Raw genomic sequence first — 20,716 nt, 5'->3', positions numbered from 1 at the left:
ATCCCCGTGTAATGTCTCTTCTTGTGCCGCGGGGTGGAGCAGTTCGGTAGCTCGCTGGGCTCATAACCCAGAGGTCGTAGGTTCAAATCCTGCCCCCGCAACAAGAAGACGGAAGCCGGTCGCGAAAGCGGCCGGCTTTCGTCGTTAACGGCGGCGTCCCACGGCGCTACGAGGCCGCGTCGATGACGCTCAGCACGTTGCCCGACGGGTCGCGGAACCAGGCGATCGTCGGTCCCCGCCCTCGCATCACGCCGTTCTCGTCGGTCGGCATCTCGCTGTCCGAGTAGATCTTGGTGACGACGCCGGAGTCGTTGAGCGCGGCGACCGCCGCGTCGACGTCCTCGACGGCGAAGTTGAGGATCGTGAACTCGGCCGGCACGTGGCTCGGCTTCGGGTAGGCGATGGCGCTCCCGCCGCCGGGCAGGGCGAGGTCGAGGATCCCCATCGCGTTGACCGACACCTCCAGCCCGAGGACGTCGCCGTAGAACGCCCTCGCCGCCTCGACGTCCCGCACGCTGAAGCCGCTGAAGGCCCGTTCGCTCCGGATCATGACCGCACTCCCGTCCGCGCAGCGCCGTCGCCGCGTCCTGCGCGCGACGCTACTCCGCCGGCAGCACGCTGGTCGAGTAGCCCCGCAGGGGCGTATCGAGACCCACCGTCGCCAGCAGTGCAGCCCTGCAGACGCATCCTTCTGACGCCGGTGGATCTCGATACGCCCGCTCCGCGGGCTACTCGATCAGCATGACGAGCCCGCTCCGCGGATGCTGCACGGAGGACCCGTCCCGCGGGCTGTTCTTCGTGGAGGACCCGCTTCGCGGACTGCTCTTCGTGGAGGACCCGCTCCGCGCGCTGCTCCATATGAAGGGTCCGCATCGCGGGCCGCTCTGCCCGGGGGTACGCCGTGGCGGCGCCCTGCATGTTGGTCGAGCAGCCCCGCAGGGGCGTATCGAGACCCACCGTCCCCAGCAGGGCGGGTCTGCGGACTCATCGTTCTGACGCCGGTGGATCTTGATACGCCCGCTTCGCGGGCTACTCGATCAGCATGAGGGCCCGCTTCGCGGGCTACTCGATCAGCAGGAGGGGCCCGCTCGGTGGGTGCCCCGAGTCGCTCGGTGTGTCGGGCCGGGGTGCACGCTATCCTCGTCCGGGATGCGAAGGGTGCTGGTGTGAGCGACGAACAGGTGGACGAGACCGCAGGAGCGACCCGGGACGGGTCCCCGAGCGAGGGGATCCACCTCACCCGTCGGAGCCGGCGGGACGCCGAATCCGCCGCACAGGCTCAGCGTCCGACCCCCCGCACCCGGCCGGTGCCCGTCGCCCCCGTCGCGGTGCGCACACCCGTCCTCGCGACGGTGGCGCCCGTCCGCCGCCGCCGTGGCCGAGTCCTCCGCACCACGGTCAGCACGGTCGCGGCCGCCGCGATCGCCGGCATGGTCGCCGTGATGGCCCTGCCCGCCTACTCCTTCGACCCCGCGCCCGACTCGCAGGCCGCGATCGAGGCCGCCGCCCGCATCCAGGCGCTCGGCAACCAGAAGCTCACGGTCGCGTCGACCGCCGTGCAGGAGCAGGTCATCCGCGACTCCTTCACCGCCCCCACCCAGGCGCAGCTCGACGAGGCCGCCGCGCAGGCGCGTGCCCTCGCCGCCGCCGCGGAGAAGGCCGCCGCCGATGCCGCAGCGGCAGCCGCCGCGGCCGCCGCCGAGGAGGCCTCCGGCACGTCCACGGGCGCTGCCGCGACGAGCCGCTCGGGCGGCACCAGCAGCTCCGTCACTCCCCGCGAGGAGGGCGACGACTACCCCTGGCGCGACGCGCTGACCGACGATCAGGGCGGCGGCCTCTCGCCGCTGCGCTACTACTACCGCGAGTGCGTCGACTTCGTCGCCTGGCGCCTGAACCGCGACCAGGGCTCCACCGGCGCCCCGTTCAAGTGGACCTGGGGCAACCTGACCCCCGGCGGCGGCAGCGCCTATGCCTGGGCCGGCCAGTGGGCCTCGCACGGCTGGGAGACCAGCACGACGCCCGTCCCCGGCGCCGTCGCCTGGTTCAACGGCAACCACGTCGCCTACGTGCAGTCCGTGAACGGCGACGGCACCGTCTCGCTCGAGGAGTACAACTGGGGCAACGACCACGCGTACCACGCGCGGACGATCCCGGCCTCGAGCGTCCCGCTCTTCCTCTACCCGCCGAGCTGATGGCGGCGCAGCGCAGAGCCTCCACGCGCAAGGCCGCCCAGCCCGTGAGTGCGGCGGCCGTCGGCTTCGCCGTCGCGCAGTTCGCTCCGACCGACGACCGGGCGGCGAACCTCGCGGTGATCCGCCGCCTCGCCGGCGTCGCCGCTCAGCGCGGCGCGAGCGTCGTGGTCCTGCCCGAGTACAGCTCGTTCTTCGTCGACCCGCTCGGCCCCGAGCTCGTCGCCGCGGGCGAGGCGCTCGACGGCCCGTTCGTCCAGGGACTCGGCGAGATCGCGCGCGAGCTCGGCGTCCACCTGGTGGCGGGCATGGTCGAGTCCGTCGACGACGGCGAGCGGATCGCCAACACCCTCGTCGCGGTCGAGCCCGGGGGAGCGGTCGTCGCCACCTACCGCAAGCTGCACCTCTACGACGCCTTCGGCCAGACCGAGTCCGACTGGGTCGCGCCCGGCGAGATCGGCGTGCCGCAGACCTTCGAGGTGGGCGGCCTCGTCGTCGGCCTGCAGACCTGCTACGACCTGCGCTTCCCGGAGGTGACCCGCTGGCTCGTCGACGCGGGCGCCGACGTGGTCGCGGCCCCCGCCGAGTGGGTCCGCGGCCCACTCAAGGAGGCGCACTGGCGCACCCTGGTCACCGCCCGTGCGCTGGAGAACACGATCTACCTCGTCGCCGCGGATCAGACCCCGCCGATCGGTGTCGGGACGAGCATGATCGTCGACCCGATGGGCGTCGAGATCGCGACGCTCGGCGAGGTCGAGGACGTCGCGGTCGCCTGGCTCTCGCAGGAGCGCATCGCCGCGGCGCGCGAGAAGAACCCCGCGCTCGCGCTGCGGCGCTTCGAGGTCCGCCCCGTCCGGGCCGGCCGCCGGTCAGCCGCGGCGCGCGAGTCCCGCTAGCCGCTCGGCCGCGCTGTCGAGCACCTCGAAGCGCTTGCAGAACGCGAATCGCACCAGGGAGCGGTAGGCGTCCGCGTCCTCGGCGCTGCAGAACGCCGAGACCGGCACCGCCACCACTCCGGCGAGCCCGGGCAGCGCCCGGCAGAAGGCGACCCCGTCGTCCCAGCCGAGCGGAGCCGCATCCGCGACGACGAAGTACGACCCCGCCGACGGCGACACGGTGAAGCCGGCCGCCGCGAGTCCGGCGGAGAGCACGTCGCGCTTGCGCTCCAGCGTCGCCGCGATGCCGGTGAAGAAGGAGTCGGGCAGCCCGAGGCCGACGGCGACCGCCCCCTGGAACGGCGACCCGCTGACGTAGGTGAGGAACTGCTTCACCGCGAGCACCGCGGTGATCAGCGCGCGCGGCCCGGTGATCCAGCCGATCTTCCAGCCGGTGGTGCTGAAGGTCTTGCCCGCGGAGGAGACGGTGAGCGTGCGCTCCCGGGCGCCGGGCAGCGTCGTGATCGGCCTGTGGCCGCCGTCGAAGCGCAGGTGCTCGTAGACCTCGTCGGTGACGATCAGCGCGTCGTGCCGGTGCGCGAGCCGCACGATCAGCTCCCGGGTCTCGGCGGGCAGCACGGAGCCGGTCGGGTTGTGCGGGTCGTTGACGAGGATGACGCGGGTGCGGTCGGTGACGGCGGCCGTCAGCTCCTCGTGGTCGACGTGGAAGTCGGTTCCCCGCAGCGGGACCGTGCGGTGCACACCGCCGGCCAGGGCGATCAGCGCGCCGTAGGCGTCGTAGTGCGGAGTGAAGGTGACGACCTCGTCACCGGGCTCGAGGAGCGCGAGCAGCGTCGCCGCGAGCGCCTCCGTGGCGCCGGTCGTGATCAGCACCTCGCCGTCCGGGTCGACCTCCAGCCCGTAGAAGCGGCGCTGGTGCGCGGAGACGGCCTCACGGAGCACCGGGAAGCCCGGCCCCGGCGGGTACTGGTTGAGGCCCGCGGAGATCGCCGCGCGCGCCGCCTCGAGCACCTCCTGCGGTCCGTCCTCGTCCGGGAAGCCCTGACCGAGGTTGATCGCCCCGGTCCGCGCGGCGAGCGCGCTCATCTCGCTGAAGACGGTGGCGGCGACCTCGCCGCTCGGGCCGAGAAGACCGGCGCCGGCGGCGGCGCGGGTCCAGGATCCGTGGATGCTCACCCCGCCAGTCTGGCGGCTGGAGCCCCCTCGGGCGCGCCGGCGGGCATTGGCGTGCCGCTCGCAGGCGCGTCATAAGGAACGCACAGGTTCTCTGGTCAAGCTATCCCCGCTTGGAAGGAGCACCACCCATGACCGAGAGTCACGACGGTCCTCGTCAGCCGGAGGATCCCCGCACGCCGGAGGATCGCCGCCACGAGGCGAACCAGCCCATCTCCGGCGAGCACACCCCCGGACAGCCCACCACCCCGCTGGGCACCGGAGAGCCGTCGTCGTCCACCGGGCCCACCGAGCCCCTCCCGTCCTACACTTCGAACGCGGCGGAGGGGAACCAGGCACAGCCGGTCCCGCCGACCCCGCGCTACGGCCAGTTCGCCCCTCCCGCCGCGCACACCGTGCAGAGCACCGAGCAGCCGCCCGTCGGCGAGCAGGGCTCGTTCGGCGGCGGCCAGCCCCCGGTCGGGCCGCCCACCGCGACCAAGCGCCGCGCCGGTGTCGGCGTCGTCGCGGCCCTCGCCATCGGCGCGGTCGTCGGCGGAGTCGCCGGAGCCGGCGTCTTCGGCCTCTGGTCCGCCTCCAACGGAGCCGGCACCCGCGTCGTCTCCTCGAGCGGCTCGCAGACCATCACGGTGAACAACGCCGAGGACGCGACCACCGCGACCGCCGTCGCCGCCAAGGCCACGCCGAGCGTCGTGACGATCGCCGTCGCCGGCAGCTCCTCGTCCGGCACCGGCTCGGGCATCGTGCTCTCGAAGGACGGCTACGTCCTCACCAACACCCACGTCGTCACCCTCGACGGCCAGATCTCGGACGGCGCGGTCACCGTGACCACGCAGGACGGCCGCATCTTCACCGCGACCATCGTCGGCACCGACCCGACACTCGATCTCGCCGTCATCAAGCTGGCCGACGCGACCGACCTGGTCCCGATGACCTTCGCCGACTCGACCGAGGTCAACGTCGGCGACACCGCCGTCGCGATCGGCGCGCCGCTGGGCCTCTCCGGCACCGTCACCGACGGCATCGTGAGCGCGCTCAACCGGAGCATCCAGGTCGCCTCCTCCGCCGCCCCCGACGACTCGGGCGACAGCTCGAGCGGCAGCACCGAGAGCCCGTTCAACTTCGACATCCCCGGCCAGACCCAGCAGACGCCGGCGACCAGCACCATCTCGCTGCCCGTCATCCAGACGGACGCAGCGATCAACCCCGGCAACTCGGGCGGCGCGCTGCTCGACAGCGACGGCGAGCTGATCGGCGTCAACGTGGCGATCGCGAGCGCGGGGCAGTCCTCGAGCTCGAGCGGGCAGTCCGGCAACATCGGCGTCGGCTTCGCGATCCCGAGTGCCATCGCCGAGCGCGTCGCGAAGGAGATCATCGCGAACGGCTCCGCCACCCACGGCCTGCTCGGCGCGAGCGTCTCGGACTCCACCCAGGACGTCCTCGGCGCGAAGATCCAGGAGGTGACCAGCGGCGGTGCCGCGCAGGCCGCCGGCCTGGCCGCGGGCGACATCGTCACCGGAGTGGCCGGGACGCCGATCACGAGCGCCTCGGACCTCACCGCCCAGGTGCGCGCGCAGGCCGCGAACGCCGACGTGAAGCTGACCTACGTGCGCAGCGGCAAGACCTTCGAGGTCGACGTCACGCTCGGCACCATGGCCACCAGCTGACTCCTTCCGCAGTGAGCGGCAGCCCCCGGGGATCCGTCCCCGGGGGCTGCTCCGCGTCCGCGGGGCGGTGCGCGGCCCGCTGGTAGTGTGGGGCGCCCGCGTCCGGCCAGGACGCCCGGCCCCGCCTCACGAACTGGACCCATGCAGCCCGAGACCCCGACGGACGACCTCCCCGATCTGCCCGGCGTCTCCTACGTGATGCCCGTGCTGAACGAGGTCACCCACGTGCGGGCGGCGGTCGACTCCCTGCTGGCTCAGGACTACACCGGGCCCTTCGACGTCGTCCTCGCGCTCGCGCCCAGCATCGACGGCACCGAGCGGCTCGTCGCCGAGCTCAGCGCGGCCGACGAGCGGATCCGCGTCGTGGCGAATCCCGTCGGCTCGACGCCGGCCGGACTGAACGCCGCCATCCGCGCCTCGCGGCACCCCGTCGTCGTCCGCGTCGACGCGCACTCCGTCCTGCCGCCCGAGTACGCGCGGATCGCCGTCGAGGCGCTGCAGCGCTCGGGAGCCGGGAACGTCGGCGGAGTGATGGCGGCCGAGGGGCTGACGCCGTTCCAGCGCGCCGTCGCCCGCGCGTACGGCTCGCGGATCGGCCTCGGCGGCACCCCGCACCACGTCGGCGGCGAGGAGGGCCCGGCCGACACCGTCTACCTCGGCGTCTTCCGCCGCTCCGCCCTCGAGCGCGCCGGTCTCTTCGACGAGCGCTTCAAGCGCGGCCAGGACTGGGAGCTCAACCGCCGGCTGCGCGAGGCGGGCGGCCTGGTCTGGTTCACCCCGCGGCTCACCGTCACCTACCGGCCCCGGCCGTCGATGCGGGCGCTGCTGCGGCAGTTCCTCTCCACGGGGATGTGGCGGGGCGAGCTGACCCGGCTGTTCCCGGCCTCGCGCTCCGTCCGCTACTTCGCACCGCCCGTCCTCGTGGCGCTGCTCGCCCTCGGCCTGCTCGCCGGGGTCGCCGGAGTGCTGCAGGCGCTGCTCGGCGCCGCGCCGTGGCTCCTGCTCGGGCTCGTCGTCCCGGTCGGCTACCTCGCCCTCGTAGCGACGGCCACGATCGCCGTCGCCCGCGTCGACGGACCGCGCACGATGCTGTGGTTCCTCGTCGTGATCCCCGCCATCCACGTGGCCTGGGGCACCGGCTTCGTGCTCGGTTTCGCGGGCCTCACCAGCAACATCGCGGCGCACCGCCACCACCCCGCGGCCGACTCCGCCGCCGACTCCGCGAGGGACGCATGACCAGCACCGCCAGACCGCGATCGATCGCCGAGCTCCGCGCGGTCGCCCAGCCGCCCGAGGTCCGCGGGCGGCGCAACGCCGAGCACTGGACGGCGTCGCTCTACCTGCGCCGCTTCTCGCCATACCTGACCATGCAGCTGCTGCGCACGTCGATCTCGGCCAACGGCGTGACCGGGCTGATGATCCTCGTGGGCTGGAGCGCGGCCGCGGCGCTGCTGATCCCCGGGATCGCCGGCGCCGCCCTCGCGCTGATCCTCGGCCAGCTGCAGATGCTCGTCGACTGCTGCGACGGCGAGGTCGCGCGCTGGCGCCGCACCTCGTCGCCCGCCGGCGTCTTCCTCGACAAGGTCGGCCACTACACGACCGAGTCGCTGATCCCGATCGCGCTCGGACTCCGCGCCGCCGGGATCCCCTTCGACGCCCCCGAGGACTTCCTCTGGACCTCGATCGGCCTCGCGCTCGCGCTCGTGATCGTGCTGAACAAGGCGCTCAACGACATGGTGCACGTCGCCCGGGCGAACGCCGGGCTGACGAAGCTCGCCGACACGAAGGGGGAGGCGACGCCGTCCTCCTCCGCTCTCGCGCGCCTGCGCCGTGCCGCGCGGTTCGTGCCGTTCCACCGGCTGTACCACTCGGTCGAGCTGACCATGCTGGCCTTCGCCGCGAGCCTGGTCGGGCTGGTGGTGGGCGCCGGCACGGCAGACCGCGTGCTGGTCTCGGCGCTGCTGCCGCTCGCGCTCCTCGCGCTCGTCGGCCACTTCGTCGCGATCATGGCGTCCAAGCGTGTCCGGTCCTGAGCCGGGCGGGCTGCCGCGCGTCGGCGTCGTCGTCCTGACCCAGGGCACGCGCCCCGACGACCTCGCGGCCGGGCTCGCGAGCGTCCTCGCCCAGGAGGGCGTCGAGCTCGACGTCGTCTGCGTCGGCAACGGATGGGTGCCCGAGGGACTGCCCGAGGGCGTCCGAGCGCTCGCCCTCCCGGAGAACCTCGGCATCCCGGCCGGCCGCAACGCCGGCGTGCCGGCCGTCGCGGGGGAGTACCTGTTCTTCCTCGACGACGACGCGCGCGTGCCGTCGCCGAGCTTCCTCCGCGACGCGATCGCGCTGCTCGCCTCGCCGCGCCGGATCGGCATGGTGCAGCCGCGCGTCGACAGCGTCGACGGCGCACCCGCGCCCCGGCGCTGGACCCCGCGCATCCTCAAGGGCGACCCGCGCCGCTCCGGACCCGTCTTCTCGGTCTGGGAGGGCGCGGTGGTGCTGCGCCGCGACGTCTTCGAGCGGACCGGCGGCTGGGCCGCTCCCTTCTTCTACGCGCACGAGGGCATCGAGCTGGCCTGGCGGGTCTGGGACACCGGGCGCAGCACCTGGTACGCGGGCGAGCTCGTCGCCCAGCACCCGGTGATCCAGCCGACCCGGCACGCCGACTACTACCGGCTGAACGCCCGCAACCGGGTGTGGCTCGCCCGCCGCTCGCTGCCGGCTCCGCTCGCGCTCGCCTACGTCGGCTCGTGGACCGCGATCCAGTGCCTCCGCTGGCGGAACGACCGTCCGGCGCTCCGGTCCTGGTTCGCCGGCTGGCGCGAGGGCTGGACCGCCGACCCCGGGGAGCGCCGCATTCTGGCAGGCCGGACGCTGCTGCGCATGACGGTCGCCGGGCGTCCCCCGATCGTCTAGCATCGGGGAATCCGCCCCCCGCCGGGCGGACGCCCCTCGGAAGGACGACGGTGTTCGATTCGACGCAACTCCCCTCGACAGCTCTGCCCGGTGCAGTGCTGGACGAGCCGGTGCCCACCCCCGACGACCTGATCGCGGACGTGCGCTCCCGCGTGGACGCCCTCGGCGGACCAGTCGCCGATCCGGAGTTCCAGTCGCGCCTGGACGCCCGCCTCCCGCGGCTGGTCGACCTGCTCGCCGCGGTCTACGCGCATCGCGACGACCTCGTCGAGCAGATCGTCGCCCTGGTCGAGCTCGCCGCGACCTCCTGGCAGGAGCGCCCGGAGGATCTGCGCGCGCTCGATCGTGCCCGCGGGCAGCACCCGGACTGGTTCCTCTCCAACAAGGCCCTCGGCGGAGTCTGCTACGTCGACCGCTTCGCCGGCGACCTCGCGGGGCTGCGCGCCGAGATCCCCTACTTCCGCCAGATCGGGCTGAACTACCTGCACCTGATGCCGGTCTTCGACGCTCCGGAGGGGGAGTCCGACGGCGGCTACGCGGTGTCCAGCTACCGCCGCGTGCGCCCGGACCTCGGCGACATGGACGACCTGCGCCTGCTCACGGGCGAGCTGCGCGAGCACGGCATCGCGCTCGTCGTCGACTTCGTCTTCAACCACACCTCGAACGAGCACGAGTGGGCGCGGAAGGCGCTCGCGGGCGAGCAGCGCTACGAGGACTACTACTGGATCTACCCCGACCGCGAGCAGCCGGACGCCTTCGAGCGCACCACCCGCGAGATCTTCCCCGACGACCACCCCGGCTCCTTCGTGCAGCTCGAGGACGGCCGCTGGGTGTGGGCGACCTTCCACCGCTACCAGTGGGACCTCAACTACTCGAACCCCGAGGTCTTCCGCGCGATGGCCGGCGAGATGCTCTTCCTCGCCAACCAGGGCGTCGACGCGCTGCGGATGGACGCGGTCGCCTTCATCTGGAAGGAGCTCGGCACCACCTGCGAGTCCCAGCCCGAGGCGCACGTGCTGCTCCGCGCGTTCAACGAGGTCTGCCGGCTCGCCGCTCCGTCGCTGCTGTTCAAGTCCGAGGCGATCGTGCACCCCGACGAGGTGATCGAGTACATCGACCTCGAGGAGTGCCAGCTCTCCTACAACCCGCTGCAGATGGCGCTGACGTGGGAGGCGCTCGCGACGCGCGACGTCCGGCTGCTCGCCCAGGCTCTCGAGCGGCGGCACGCGCTGCCGGCCGGGACGGCGTGGGTCAACTATGTCCGCGGGCACGACGACATCGGCTGGACCTTCGCCGACGAGGACGCCGCCGAGCTCGGCATCGACGCGGCCGGGCACCGGCGCTTCCTCAACGACTTCTACACCGACCGATTCGAGGGGACGTTCGCGCGCGGCGTGCCGTTCCAGGAGAACCCGCGCACCGGCGACCGGCGAGTGTCCGGGACGACGGCCTCGCTCGCAGGCGTCGAGGCGGGCGACCCCTACGGGATCGACCGGATGCTGCTCGCGCACTCGCTCGCCCTCAGCACCGGCGGTCTGCCGCTGCTCTACCTCGGCGACGAGGTGGGACAGCTGAACGACCACGGCTATCTGGACGATCCGAGCACCGCGGGCGACTCCCGCTGGGTGAACCGCCCGCGGCGGCCCGCGGAGCGCTACGCCGAGCGCGAGACCCCGGGGGCCGACGCGGCCGAGATCTTCGGCGGGCTCCTGCACCTGATCGCGGTGCGCAAGCGGACCGACCTCTTCGCGGGGAACGCGCTCACGGTCTTCGACGCGGTGAACGACCACGTGCTCGGCTACCAGCGCCCCGGCGACGGCGAGGCCGTGCTCGTCCTGGCAAACGTCTCCGACGAGTCGCAGGAGGTCGCGCCGGAGCGCTTCGGCGGCTTCGCCCCCAAGGCGGTCGACCTGGTCACCGAGATCGCCGTCGACCTCCGCGAGGGCTTCCGCCTCGCCCCCCTGCAGTTCGTCTGGCTGCGCGTGACGCCGGCGTCCACCTCGCCGGACGAGTAGAGCGCAGAGCCCCAGCCATCTGCTGGTCGAGCAGCCCTGCAGGGGCCCACCACATGCTGGTCGAGTAGCCCCGCAGGGGCGTATCGAGACCCACGGTCGCACGGACTCCGGTCTGCAGAGCCGACCTTCCAGGCCACGGTGGATCTCGATACGCCCGCTGCGCGGACTACTCGATCAGCATGGTGGCCGCTGCGCGGGCTGCACGATCAGCATGCTGGACACCGCTCCGGCTGCTCGATCGGCATGCTGAACCCCGGCTTGTAGCCTGGAGCGATGACACTCGCACCCCGCGCCGTCCTCTCCCGCCTGCTCCGGGACGCGACGCTGGCGCGCGGAGTGGCCGGCGACCTGCTGACCGCGCGGCGGGCCCGCCGCGACGTCGCCCGCGAGCTCGCGGACCGCGCGCCGCTGACACCCGGCGTCTTCGAGATCGGCGTCTACTTCGCCGACGGCGACATCAACCTCTACCAGCTGCGCCAGTGGTACGCGCCGCTGCAGGAGCTAGCGAAGACCCATCCGGTCGTCCTCCTCTCCCGGAACGCCACCGCCACTCGGGCGCTGCTGCGCGAGAGCCCCCTCCCGGTCGCGCACGTGCGCTCCGTCGCCGACCTCGAGACCGCCATCGACGAGCAGCCGCTGCGGATCGTCCTGTACGTCAACCAGAACGCGCGCAACTTCCAGATGATGCGCTACGGGCGCCGCTGGCACGTCTTCGTCAATCACGGCGAGAGCGACAAGATGTACATGACGACCAACCAGTTCAAGGCCTACGACTACAGCTTCATCGCCGGCGACGCCGCGCTCGCGCGCCTGCGCCGCGTGCTCTGGGACTTCGACTTCGACAAGCGCGCCCTCGCCATCGGCCGCCCGCAGGCCGACCACGTCTCCGGCCGCACCCCGTACCCCGCGGACGAGCGCCGCGCCGTGCTCTACGCCCCCACCTGGGAGGGCGACCGCCCCGCCGCCGGCTACGGCTCGATCCGCACCCACGGCGTCGCGCTCACCCGCGCCCTGCTGGCCGACCCCCGCTACCGCCTGGTCTACCGGCCGCACCCGCGCAGCGGCGCCGTGGACCCGGCCTACGGGGCGGCCGACCGTGAGATCGTCGCGCTGATCGCGGCGGCGAACGCGGCGGATCCGGCGGCCCGGCATGTGCACGACACCTCCGCCGAGCTCGGCTGGCAGCTCACCGCCGACATCGCGGTGCTGGACGTCTCGGCCATGGTCTACGACCGGCTCGCGACCGGCCGCCCGCTGCTGGTCACCCGGCCGACCAGCCCGCTGGCCGAGGTCGACGAGTCCGGCTACCTGGGCGATGCGGAGTGGCTGCGCGCCGAGGACGCGGCCGCGATCGTCCCCCGGCTCGAGAGCGTCGCGCACGACGAGGCGGCGGTCGAGCGCCTCGAGCGCTGGGTCGCCCACTACTTCGGCGACACGAGCCCCGGAGCCGCGACCGCCCGCTTCCACGCGGCCATCGAGCAGCTGCTCGCCGAGTGGGACCGGCACGCCGAGCTGCACCGCGACGACGCCGCCGTCGACGAGCACGATCCCGAGCACTGAGCGGGCCGCCGGCAGCCTCTCCGGCGCCCGTCCGTCAAGCCTTCTCCCGCGGCGCGGGCGGCCGTCCGGGCCCCGCTACGCTCGACGCATGATCACCCCGCGCGCCTTCGCCCGCTCCCGCCGGCGTGCCGCCGCGCCGGCCCAGCCCGCTGCCGAACCCGACATCGTGGTGTCGAGCGATCCGGAGCGACCGCAGTTCACCATCCGCTCGTTCCGGATCGGCCTCTTCGGCGGTCTCGGCGTGCTCGTCGCCCTCGTGGTCGGCGGACTGGTCGTCTCGCTGAGCACGGTGCTGACCTACGTCTTCGTCGCCCTGTTCTTCGCCCTCGGCCTCGACCCGCTCGTCTCCTGGCTGGAGAGCAAGAGGATCCCGCGCGCACTGGCGATCACGATCGTGCTGGCCTCGGTGCTGCTGATCTTCGCCGGGCTGCTCCTCTACATCATCCCGATCCTGATCGAGCAGCTCACCATCTTCGTGACGAGCGCTCCCCGGATCGTCTCCGATATCGCCTCGCAGCCGTGGGTGCTCGACCTGGAGCGGCAGCTCAGCGGCGTCGTCGACGTCGACTCGCTCATCGGCAACGTGCAGAGCTTCATCGGCAACCCGAACAACCTGCTCTCGCTCGGCGGCGGCATCCTCGCCGTCGGCAGCGGGATCGCGAGCGGCGTGACCGGCGCGATCATCGTGCTGATCCTCACCCTCTACTTCCTCGCCTCGCTGCGCTCGATGAAGTCGGTCGCCTACCGCTTCGCGCCCGCCTCCCACCGCCCGAAGGCGCGCGAGGTCGGCGAGGAGATCACCGGCGCGGTGGGCCGCTACGTCGTGGGCCAGGTCTCGCTCGCGGCGGTCAACGGCGTGCTGACCTTCATCCTGCTGCTGATCATCGGCGGCCCGGTGCCGGCGCTGCTGGCCTGCGTGGCCTTCCTCGGCTCACTGATCCCGCTCGTCGGGACGATCTCGGGCGCCGTCATCATCTCGCTCGCCTGCCTGCTCGCCTCGCCGGTGACGGCGCTCGTCGCGGCGATCTACTACCTCGTCTACATGCAGGTCGAGGCGTACGTCCTCAGCCCGCGGATCATGAACCGCGCCGTGTCCGTGCCCGGCGCCGTCGTCGTCATCGCGGCCGTCGCGGGCGGCACGCTCGCGGGCGTGCTGGGGGCCCTCGTGGCGATCCCCGTTGCGGCGTCGGTGATCATCGTGGTGCAGAAGGTCGTGTTCCCGAGGCAGGACACCAAGTAGGTCCGTCCCGGGGCAGGACTGCGCGTCGCTTCGCGACAGCGCGGGGCGGCTCGGGGCGCGTCACTGCGTGACGGCGCGGGTGCGGTACCTCGTCGCGGCTCCTTCCCGCGCGCCTGCGGCGCGCCCGCCAGACCCGAGCCAGGAGCCGCGGCGAGGCACCGCACCCGCGCCTCGTGCTCGGTCGGACGGGAGCCCAGCGTCGGCATGCCGGTCGGGCGGCCCCGCAGGGGCCCGTCCATGCTGGTCGAGCAGCCCCGGAGGGGCGTATCGAGACCCGCCGTCGTCAACCGGGAGGATCTGCAGACTCGCCTTCTGACGCAGGTGGATCTCGATACGCCCGCTGCGCGGCCTACTCGATCAGCATGACGTCGCCGCAAGCATTCTTGCTCGGGCGGCCCCGGAGGGGCCCATCCATGCTGGTCGAGCAGCCCCGGAGGGGCGTATCGAGACCCGCCGTCCTCAGCGGGGCGGGTCTGCGGACTCGTCCTCCCATGACGGTGCGGGATCAGCGGAAGGGCGGCACCGTGCTGTCGACCGTGCGGGTGAAGGCGGTCGCCGACGCCGGGAGATCGGACACGGGCCCGGGGGCCGGCACCGCGGGAAGGGTGCGGGTGACCAGGGGGACGGTGCCCGCCCAGACGCCGGGGGTCTGAGCGTCGTCGTCGGACGGGCCGGCGGCGCGGATCTTGAGGCTCGCCTCGGCGAGGGGAAGGCGGAGGACGAGGGTGGCGGCGATCTCGCGCGGGGTGCTCGGGCGGATCTCGGCGGAGCGGCCGGGGAGGAAGCGCTCGGTGAGCAGATCGAGGGCGCGAGCCTTGCCGGGGCCCTCGACGGCCTCGGCGCGGCCGAGGATCATCGCGGAGCGGTAGTTCATCGAGCTGTCGAAGGCGGAGCGGGCGACGACGAGGCCGTCGACCAGGGTCACGGCGACGGTGAGCATCGAGCCGCGCGCGGCCTCGCGCAGGAGGCCGCCGCCGCTGGAGCCGTGCAGGAGGAGGTCGTCGCCGTCGCGGGCGAAGAGGATCGGCAGCACGATCGCGGCGCCGTCGCGAACGACGGCGACGTGCGCGATCAGCGCTTCGTCGAGCAGGGCGTCCAGGGCGCCGCGGTCGAGGACCTGGCGGTCTCGGAGCCGGGTGACGCGGGTGCGGTCGGTGGTGTCGAGGGTGTCCATGGTCCGAGGATCGCGTCTGCACTGGATCTGCGAGAATGCCAGGGAGCCACGGGTCGAGTGGTCCAGAACGGGGGAGTCCATGGCGTCCGGTGATCTCGAGGTGCCGCTGCTGCTGCGGGCGCCGGAGCGCGGAGCGGTCCGCTCCGGGCTGGCCGAGGCGCTGCGGGCGGCGGTGCTCGACGGGCGCTACGGGGCCGGCGACGCCATCCCGTCCAGCCGAGTGCTGGCGCAGCAGCTCGGGGTCTCGCGCGGGTCGGTCGTCGCCGCGGTGGACCAGCTGGTCGGCGAGGGCTACCTCGTGGCGCACCCGCGCGCTGCGGTGACGGTGGCGGCCGACGGGGTGGTCGTGCCGATCCGGTCCCGGGTCGAGCGGGCGGAGCCGGCGGTGATGCCGGCGACGGTCCGGCTGGATCTGAGGCCGGGGCGCCCGGACACGCGCGATCTGGACGGGCCGGAGTGGCGGGCCGCCTGGCGGCCGGCGCTCTCGGCTCCGCCCTCGGAGCTGCCGTCGGCAGCGGGGCACGCGGGTCTGCGGGGGCGGATCGCCGAGCAGCTGCGGCGCTCGCGCGGGATCGACGTCGAGGCGGAGGACGTCCTCGTGACGAGCGGGACCGCGGACGCCGTCGCGCTGCTGGTGCGGGCGGCGGTCGCCGCGCTCGGCCGTCCGGTGCGGGTGGCGGTAGAGGACCCGGGCTACCCGGCGGTGCGGCGGCGGCTGCGCGCGGAAGGCCACGAGGTCGTCGGGGTGCCGGTCGACGCGGACGGCATCGACCTGGACGCGCTCGCGACGAGCGGCGCGGACGTCGTGGTCGTCACGCCCTCGCATCAGTACCCGACCGGAGGGCGCCTGGCGCTCGCCGCCCGGCTCGAGCTGGTGCGCCGCGCGGCGACGGAGCGGCTGCTGGTGATCGAGGACGACTACGACAGCGAGTTCCGCTACGTCGGCGCACCGCTGCCGGCGCTAGCGTCGCTCGACGGCGGCGGGGGAGTGGCGCACGTCGGCTCGTTCTCGAAGACGGTGTCGCCGTGGCTGCGGGTGGCGTACCTGGCGCTGCCGCCGTCGTCGTGGCTGCACGGGGCGGTGCGGGAGGTCGACGCCGAGCGCGACGCCTCCGTCTCCGGCCCGACGCAGGAGGCGCTCGCCGCCTTCATGGCGGGCGGCGGCTTCCGGCGGCACCTCACCCGCTCGCGGCGCCGCTACGCGCACCGTCGCGGGCTGGTCCGCGACTTCTCCGAGGCGATCGACTGGGGCTCGGCACGCGGACTCGACGGCGGCCTGCACGTCGTGCTCGGGCTGCCCGCGCCGCTCACGGCGAGGGCGGTGGTGGCGGCGCTCACGGCGGAGGGGCTCCTCGTCGCTCCGCTCGACGACTACGCCCTGGCCGACCGCGCGGAGGAGGAGGCGCTGGTCCTCGGCTACGGCAGCGCGGGCGATCTCGAGCTGACCGCCGCGCTGAGCACGATCGACCGCACCGTCCGGGCACTGCTCGGCGGCGGTCCCGCCGTCCGTGGTATCCCTGGAGGATGACCGCCGACTCCGCCCTGCACATCACCGACGACGCCGACGCCGACGCGCTGCTCACCCGCGACCCGCTCGCCCTGCTGATCGGCATGCTCCTCGACCAGCAGGTCGCGATGGAGACGGCGTTCTCGGGGCCGCTGAAGCTCGAGCAGCGCCTGGCCGAGGAGGGGTCGTCCTTCGACGCGGCCGCGATCGCGGACTTCGACGAGGACCGCTTCTCGGAGCTGTCCCGGACGCCCCCGGCGATCCACCGCTACCCGGCGAACATGGCCGGCCGCGTGCAGACCCTCTGCCGCGCGATCGTCGACGACTGGGACGGCGACGCCTCGGCCATCTGGACCCGCGGCGACCCCGACGGCCGCGAGGTGCTCGCCCGTCTCAAGGCGCTGCCCGGCTTCGGCGACCAGAAGGCCCGCATCTTCGTCGCCCTGCTCGGCAAGCGCCGCGGCTTCGAGGGCGCGGGCTGGCGCGAGGCCGCCGGCGCCTACGGCGAGGAGGACTCGTTCCGCTCGGTCGCCGACATCGTCTCGCCCGAGTCCCTGGCCAAGGTCCGCGCCACGAAGCAGGCGGCCAAGGCCGCCGCCAAGGCCAAGAAGTAGAACGCGCGCGGCTCGCGGCTCGTGCTGGTCGAGTAGCCGTGCCGCGGCGAAGCCGCTTCGCGTCTCGGGGGTGGCGGAAAGGACGCGGGGGCGCCCGGTCATGCTGGTCGAGTAGCCCCGCAGGGGCGTATCGAGACCCACCACCGCATGCACGTCGGTCTCTTCCCCGCCCTGCGATGGCGCCGAAGGCGCCCCCTCCGCTCGATACGCCCGCTGCGCGGGCTACTCGATCAGCAGGGCTTTCCCCATACGAACCAGGTGATGTCTCCTCGGAGACCCGCGATCGCCTGGAGGCTGGATCTCGAGACGCGCCCTGAGGCCGCTACTCGATCAGCAGGGATGCGGCGGCTCCGCGCTCTGCTACCGGACCCGACCGGCGAGATCGAGGACCGACGTGATGCAGCTGCTCTCCGTGCCAGTCCCCGCGCCCCCTGGTCAGAACCGCTCGGCGATGGTTACCATGTCGTGTCTCCTTCCGGATCTCGCGATCCGGTCGGATGACTTCACCGGGCCGGGTGGACACGACTGAACGGTCGTCGGACAGTGTCCTTCCAGGTCACGTCCCCCACCCGGTCCGGCCCTCCGATCCCTCTGGACGCAGAGCGGAGCAGCCGCAGGCGGCGGCGTATCGAGACCTGCGGGAGCGTTCCGTGCCGGTACCGTGGCGTTGATGCTGCCGTTCGACACCGCGCGACTCAGGTTCCGCGAGATGACCGCCGCGGACCTCGATCTCCTGTCCGGATTGCTCGGTGACGCGGAAATGATGCGCTACTACCCGGCCCCGAAGACGCGCGCTGAGGCCGCCGACTGGATCGCCTGGAACCGGCGCAACTACGAGCGCGACGGCTTCGGGCTGTGGGTCATCGAGACCATGGACCGCGAGTTTGTGGGGGACTGTGGCCTGACCTGGCAGAGCGTCAACGGCGTCCCCGAGCTGGAGGTCGGCTACCACGTCCGCTCCTCCCTGCAGGGGCGGGGCTACGCCACGGAGGCCGCGGCCGCCTGTCTCGAGCTGGCTCGACGGTGCGGCCTCGCGGAACGCCTCGTGGCGATCATCCATCCCGAGAACAGCGCCTCCCAGCGCGTCGCCGAGAAGATCGGGCTCCGCATCGCCGGTGAGGACCGTTGTCATGATCTGCCGGTCAGGACCGTCCTTACGACGCCTCTCCGCGGTGTTCGATCTGCGCTCGATCGAGGCTGAGCCGGTTCGAGTGAGTGAGGAGCCGCGAAGCGGCACGGCGAGCCCCTGCATCGTTCGGTGGGTGGATCTCGATACGCGCCCTGCGGGCGCTACTCGATCAGCATGTTGCGGAGGCGGACGCTCAGCCCCCCCCATGCTGGTCGAGTAGCCGCGCAGCGGCGTATCGAGACCCGGGGAACCGCATCGCCTCGGCGATCCCGCTCGGCGGAGGTCGAGATCAGAGGCGGTCGGCGAGGGCCGCGATGAGGGCCGCGCGGTCCTCGCGGAGGATCGAGGCGCCCGCGCCGGGGACCGTGCGGACCTCCGCACCGTGGTCGGCGAGGACGTCGCCGAGCGAGGAGTGGCCCAGCGGGTCCTCCGGCAGCACGGCGAGCGTCGGCACCGGGAAGGCGTCGGGCGCGTCGGCCGCTCCGCGCGCCGTCAGTCCGGCCGCGGACTCCGGGTCCCAGAGCGCGTGGGCCGAGACGTCGAGCTCGATCTGCTCGTCGGTCCAGATCGGGTGGCGGTGGCGCAGGTCGTCGGCGTCGCCTTTCTCGACGTGCGCGATCGAGCCGCCGCGGCGCAGGGCGCTGCCGAGCCCCTTCGCGTCGGAGAAGGCGGGGTCGAGCAGGATCAGCCGCTCGGCGCGGTACTCCGGGGCGAGCCGCGCGGCGACGACGGCGCCGAGGCCGTGCCCGATCACCAGGTCGGGCGACTGCAGCACCGAGGCGCGCACGTCCTCCGCCCAGTGGCCGACGGAGTAGGCGGGCGACTTCGGCGAGCCGCCGTGCCCCGCGAGGTCGGGCGCGACGACGCGGTAGCCGTGCTCGTGCAGCGTGGGCACCAGGGCGTACCAGACGCGCGAGTCCGTGCCGAGGCCGTGCAGCAGCAGGGCGACCTTCTCGCCGGTTCCGCCGTAGTCGCGCACGTGCAGCTCGAGCGGCTCGGCACCGGCCGCGAGCGCCTTCCGCTCCGCCTTGGTCGGGGGGAGCACGAAGGTGTTGCCGAACTCGCGCGGGGCCGGCCCGAAGGCGTCGCGCGCGCTCTGCACGACCTTGCGGCCGAGCATCGCGTTGCCGACACCGCCCAGCGCGGCGCCGATCCCGAACGGCATCGCCCGCCCCAGCAGCCCCGCACCCTGCTGCGCGAGGAAGTGCTTCGCGAACGACTTCTTCGCCCGGTCGGCCAGCTCGCCCACGAGGAACGACGGCAGCCCCTTGGTCACCACCGAGCCCCAGTACTGGTTCATCCCGGCGCTGGTCCCGGTCGCGTGCCCGGCGACCTGGCGCACCAGCTCGCTGCCGGAGGAGCCCATCATCAGCGTGAGCACGAGGGCACGGGCGCGGTCCGGGTCCTCGAGGCGGATGCCGTGCACCTCGGTGACCGACTGCGCGAAGAGGGCGCTCGCCTCGAGGAAGCCGATCGCACCGGCGCCGGAGAGCGCGACGGATGCGGCGGTGCCGATCCCGGGGACGACCGCGGTCGCTCCGATGGCCGCGCCACCGGCGGCGACGCTCGAGAGGTACTGGCGCTCGAGCGAGGTGATCAGCTGCTCGGGAGTCGCGTTCGGCCGGCGGCGCCGCAGCGCGCGGATGTTCGCGAGGACCGCGGGCCGCTGGACGGCGAGGACGCGGTCCAGGACCCGGGCCAGCTGCGCGTTCTCGACGTCGGCGGTGCCGGCCTGCTCGAGCTCGTCGCGGTCCTTGCGGTCCTTCTTCGAGGACATGTCTGCACTCCTGCGTCGTGAGGACCCGCGCGTCGCGCTGTCGCGGCGAGCACCGGGCCGTGCGGCTCGGACTGCCGGTCACTCCGCGGCGGGCTGCGCTTTCGGCGCGTAGTCCTCAGAATACCGGGCGAGAACCTGATCGATCGGTGCGTCGAGCACCAGCGCGCCCTTGTCCAGGTAGAGCCCGCGGGTGCAGAAGCGGCGGAGGTCGCGCTCGTTGTGCGAGACGAAGAAGAGCGTCCGGCCGGCCGCGAGCAGCTCCTCGATCCGGGCGTAGCACTTCTCGCGGAAGGCCTTGTCGCCCACCGCGAGCACCTCGTCGACCAGGATGATCGGCTCCTCGAGCCGCGACACCACCGAGAACGCGATCCGCACCTTCATCCCGCTGGAGAGGTGCTTGTACGGGGTGTCCAGGAAGTCGCCGATCTCGGCGAACTCGATGATCGAGTCGAACCGATCGTCGACCTCGCGCTTGGACATGCCGTGCAGCCCCGCGGTCAGGTAGACGTTCTCCCGGACGCTGAGGTCGGCGACGAAGCCGCCGGTGATCTCGATCAGCGGAGCGACCCCGCCGTGGACCTCCACCACGCCCTCGTCCGGCAGCACGACACCGGCGACGAGCTTCAGCAGCGTCGACTTGCCCTGGCCGTTCCGGCCGACGACGCCGATCGCCTCGCCCGCGTGCACTCGCACGTCGAGCCCGCGCAGCGCCCAGAACTCGCCGGGCCGCGAGCGCCGCGTCCCGCGCGAGAAGAGGTCCTTGAAGGAGCGACGGCCGCGGCGGTTCCGCCGGAACCGGATCCCGAGGCCCCGGCACTCGATCACGACGGGGGCGTCGCCGGCGGGGCGCTCGTCAGCGGAGGACACG

The 20,716-nt window shown here is 73.1% G+C and carries 17 protein-coding genes and 1 tRNA gene; 13 read left to right on the top strand and 5 right to left on the bottom strand.

Annotated elements, in window-relative coordinates; genetic code table 11:
- Window positions 1–27 precede the first annotated feature (27 nt).
- Window positions 28–101: transfer RNA gene (locus EDF36_RS18125), tRNA-Met, on the top strand.
- 65 nt (window positions 102–166) lie between these two features.
- Here EDF36_RS18125 and EDF36_RS18120 read toward each other — a convergent pair.
- Complete coding sequence (locus tag EDF36_RS18120; RefSeq protein ID WP_123734055.1) at window positions 167–550, bottom strand: VOC family protein; 384 nt, start codon at window positions 548–550, stop codon at window positions 167–169.
- Between the two features lie 616 nt (window positions 551–1,166).
- Between EDF36_RS18120 and EDF36_RS18115 the strand changes: the two genes are divergently transcribed.
- Together EDF36_RS18115 and EDF36_RS18110 are read left to right on the top strand one after the other, a co-directional pair.
- Window positions 1,167–2,192, top strand: a complete 1,026-nt coding sequence (locus tag EDF36_RS18115) for a CHAP domain-containing protein (RefSeq protein WP_148060091.1) — start codon at window positions 1,167–1,169, stop codon at window positions 2,190–2,192.
- Window positions 2,192–3,085: a carbon-nitrogen hydrolase family protein gene (locus EDF36_RS18110; RefSeq protein WP_123734053.1), complete on the top strand. Its 894-nt coding sequence runs from the start codon at window positions 2,192–2,194 to the stop codon at window positions 3,083–3,085. Before EDF36_RS18115 ends, EDF36_RS18110 begins: the two co-directional genes overlap by 1 nt.
- On the opposite strand, the gene EDF36_RS18105 is transcribed toward EDF36_RS18110, so the two are convergent.
- Window positions 3,059–4,261, bottom strand: coding sequence for an aminotransferase class I/II-fold pyridoxal phosphate-dependent enzyme (locus tag EDF36_RS18105; RefSeq protein ID WP_123734052.1), 1,203 nt, complete (start codon window positions 4,259–4,261; stop codon window positions 3,059–3,061). The genes EDF36_RS18110 and EDF36_RS18105 overlap by 27 nt on opposite strands.
- Before the next feature lie 128 nt (window positions 4,262–4,389).
- Here EDF36_RS18105 and EDF36_RS18100 point away from each other — a divergent pair, with 128 nt between their 5' ends.
- The 7 genes from EDF36_RS18100 (at window position 4,390) to EDF36_RS18070 (ending at window position 13,647) form a co-directional block, all read left to right on the top strand.
- Window positions 4,390–5,925 carry a S1C family serine protease gene (locus tag EDF36_RS18100; RefSeq protein WP_123734051.1) on the top strand — a complete coding sequence of 512 codons (1,536 nt, stop codon included), beginning with the start codon at window positions 4,390–4,392 and terminating at the stop codon, window positions 5,923–5,925.
- A gap of 141 nt (window positions 5,926–6,066) precedes the next feature.
- Window positions 6,067–7,161, top strand: a complete 1,095-nt coding sequence (locus EDF36_RS18095) for a glycosyltransferase family 2 protein (RefSeq protein WP_123734050.1) — start codon at window positions 6,067–6,069, stop codon at window positions 7,159–7,161.
- The gene (locus EDF36_RS18090; RefSeq protein ID WP_123447568.1) at window positions 7,158–7,958 is read left to right on the top strand and encodes a CDP-alcohol phosphatidyltransferase family protein; all 801 of its coding nucleotides are present in this window, start codon (window positions 7,158–7,160) and stop codon (window positions 7,956–7,958) included. Before EDF36_RS18095 ends, EDF36_RS18090 begins: the two co-directional genes overlap by 4 nt.
- A complete protein-coding gene (locus tag EDF36_RS18085) occupies window positions 7,945–8,832 on the top strand; it encodes a glycosyltransferase family 2 protein (protein ID WP_123734049.1) in 888 nt (295 codons plus the stop codon). The genes EDF36_RS18090 and EDF36_RS18085 overlap by 14 nt, the downstream gene beginning before the upstream one ends.
- 140 nt (window positions 8,833–8,972) lie before the next feature.
- Window positions 8,973–10,847, top strand: a complete 1,875-nt coding sequence (locus tag EDF36_RS18080; RefSeq protein WP_260300791.1) for an amylosucrase — start codon at window positions 8,973–8,975, stop codon at window positions 10,845–10,847.
- A gap of 273 nt (window positions 10,848–11,120) precedes the next feature.
- Entirely contained in the window at window positions 11,121–12,407 is a 1,287-nt protein-coding gene (locus EDF36_RS18075; RefSeq protein WP_260300779.1) for a hypothetical protein, read from the top strand.
- Between the two features lie 88 nt (window positions 12,408–12,495).
- Window positions 12,496–13,647, top strand: coding sequence for an AI-2E family transporter (locus tag EDF36_RS18070; protein ID WP_123734048.1), 1,152 nt, complete (start codon window positions 12,496–12,498; stop codon window positions 13,645–13,647).
- Between the two features lie 505 nt (window positions 13,648–14,152).
- Here the strand turns inward: EDF36_RS18070 and EDF36_RS18065 are convergent.
- Window positions 14,153–14,821 carry a pyridoxamine 5'-phosphate oxidase family protein gene (locus EDF36_RS18065; protein ID WP_123734047.1) on the bottom strand — a complete coding sequence of 223 codons (669 nt, stop codon included), beginning with the start codon at window positions 14,819–14,821 and terminating at the stop codon, window positions 14,153–14,155.
- Window positions 14,822–14,900: 79 nt separating this feature from the next.
- On the opposite strand from EDF36_RS18065, the gene EDF36_RS18060 reads away from it, so the two are divergent.
- The 3 genes from EDF36_RS18060 to EDF36_RS18050 all read left to right on the top strand — a co-directional run bounded on the left by EDF36_RS18060 (window position 14,901) and on the right by EDF36_RS18050 (window position 18,143).
- Window positions 14,901–16,349 (top strand): PLP-dependent aminotransferase family protein, encoded by a 1,449-nt coding sequence (locus EDF36_RS18060; protein WP_185020539.1) that lies wholly within the window; start codon window positions 14,901–14,903, stop codon window positions 16,347–16,349.
- Window positions 16,346–16,942, top strand: coding sequence for an HhH-GPD-type base excision DNA repair protein (locus tag EDF36_RS18055; protein WP_123734045.1), 597 nt, complete (start codon window positions 16,346–16,348; stop codon window positions 16,940–16,942). Before EDF36_RS18060 ends, EDF36_RS18055 begins: the two co-directional genes overlap by 4 nt.
- Window positions 16,943–17,612: 670 nt before the next feature.
- Window positions 17,613–18,143 carry a GNAT family N-acetyltransferase gene (locus EDF36_RS18050; protein ID WP_123734108.1) on the top strand — a complete coding sequence of 177 codons (531 nt, stop codon included), beginning with the start codon at window positions 17,613–17,615 and terminating at the stop codon, window positions 18,141–18,143.
- Window positions 18,144–18,360: 217 nt separating this feature from the next.
- Here EDF36_RS18050 and EDF36_RS18045 read toward each other — a convergent pair whose 3' ends face one another.
- Window positions 18,361–19,848: an alpha/beta fold hydrolase gene (locus EDF36_RS18045; protein ID WP_123734044.1), complete on the bottom strand. Its 1,488-nt coding sequence runs from the start codon at window positions 19,846–19,848 to the stop codon at window positions 18,361–18,363.
- A 78-nt stretch (window positions 19,849–19,926) separates the two neighbouring features.
- Window positions 19,927–20,715 carry an ABC transporter ATP-binding protein gene (locus EDF36_RS18040; RefSeq protein WP_397459916.1) on the bottom strand — a complete coding sequence of 263 codons (789 nt, stop codon included), beginning with the start codon at window positions 20,713–20,715 and terminating at the stop codon, window positions 19,927–19,929.
- Window position 20,716 lies beyond the last annotated feature (1 nt).

The organism is Rathayibacter sp. PhB152, assembly GCF_003751395.1.
Taxonomy (GTDB): Bacteria; Actinomycetota; Actinomycetes; order Actinomycetales; family Microbacteriaceae; genus Rathayibacter; species Rathayibacter festucae.
Note: the sequence above shows the minus strand (reverse complement) of the source record. Positions and strands in the feature narration are given on the sequence as shown.

Coding starts and splice junctions, on each gene's coding strand:
- EDF36_RS18120 (WP_123734055.1), bottom strand. CDS start 550: ATGATCCGGAGCGAACGGGCCTTCAGCGGCTTCAGCGTGCGGGACGTC.
- EDF36_RS18110 (WP_123734053.1), top strand. CDS start 2,192: ATGGCGGCGCAGCGCAGAGCCTCCACGCGCAAGGCCGCCCAGCCCGTG.
- EDF36_RS18100 (WP_123734051.1), top strand. CDS start 4,390: ATGACCGAGAGTCACGACGGTCCTCGTCAGCCGGAGGATCCCCGCACG.
- EDF36_RS18095 (WP_123734050.1), top strand. CDS start 6,067: ATGCAGCCCGAGACCCCGACGGACGACCTCCCCGATCTGCCCGGCGTC.
- EDF36_RS18090 (WP_123447568.1), top strand. CDS start 7,158: ATGACCAGCACCGCCAGACCGCGATCGATCGCCGAGCTCCGCGCGGTC.
- EDF36_RS18075 (WP_260300779.1), top strand. CDS start 11,121: ATGACACTCGCACCCCGCGCCGTCCTCTCCCGCCTGCTCCGGGACGCG.
- EDF36_RS18070 (WP_123734048.1), top strand. CDS start 12,496: ATGATCACCCCGCGCGCCTTCGCCCGCTCCCGCCGGCGTGCCGCCGCG.
- EDF36_RS18065 (WP_123734047.1), bottom strand. CDS start 14,821: ATGGACACCCTCGACACCACCGACCGCACCCGCGTCACCCGGCTCCGA.
- EDF36_RS18060 (WP_185020539.1), top strand. CDS start 14,901: ATGGCGTCCGGTGATCTCGAGGTGCCGCTGCTGCTGCGGGCGCCGGAG.
- EDF36_RS18055 (WP_123734045.1), top strand. CDS start 16,346: ATGACCGCCGACTCCGCCCTGCACATCACCGACGACGCCGACGCCGAC.
- EDF36_RS18050 (WP_123734108.1), top strand. CDS start 17,613: ATGCTGCCGTTCGACACCGCGCGACTCAGGTTCCGCGAGATGACCGCC.
- EDF36_RS18045 (WP_123734044.1), bottom strand. CDS start 19,848: ATGTCCTCGAAGAAGGACCGCAAGGACCGCGACGAGCTCGAGCAGGCC.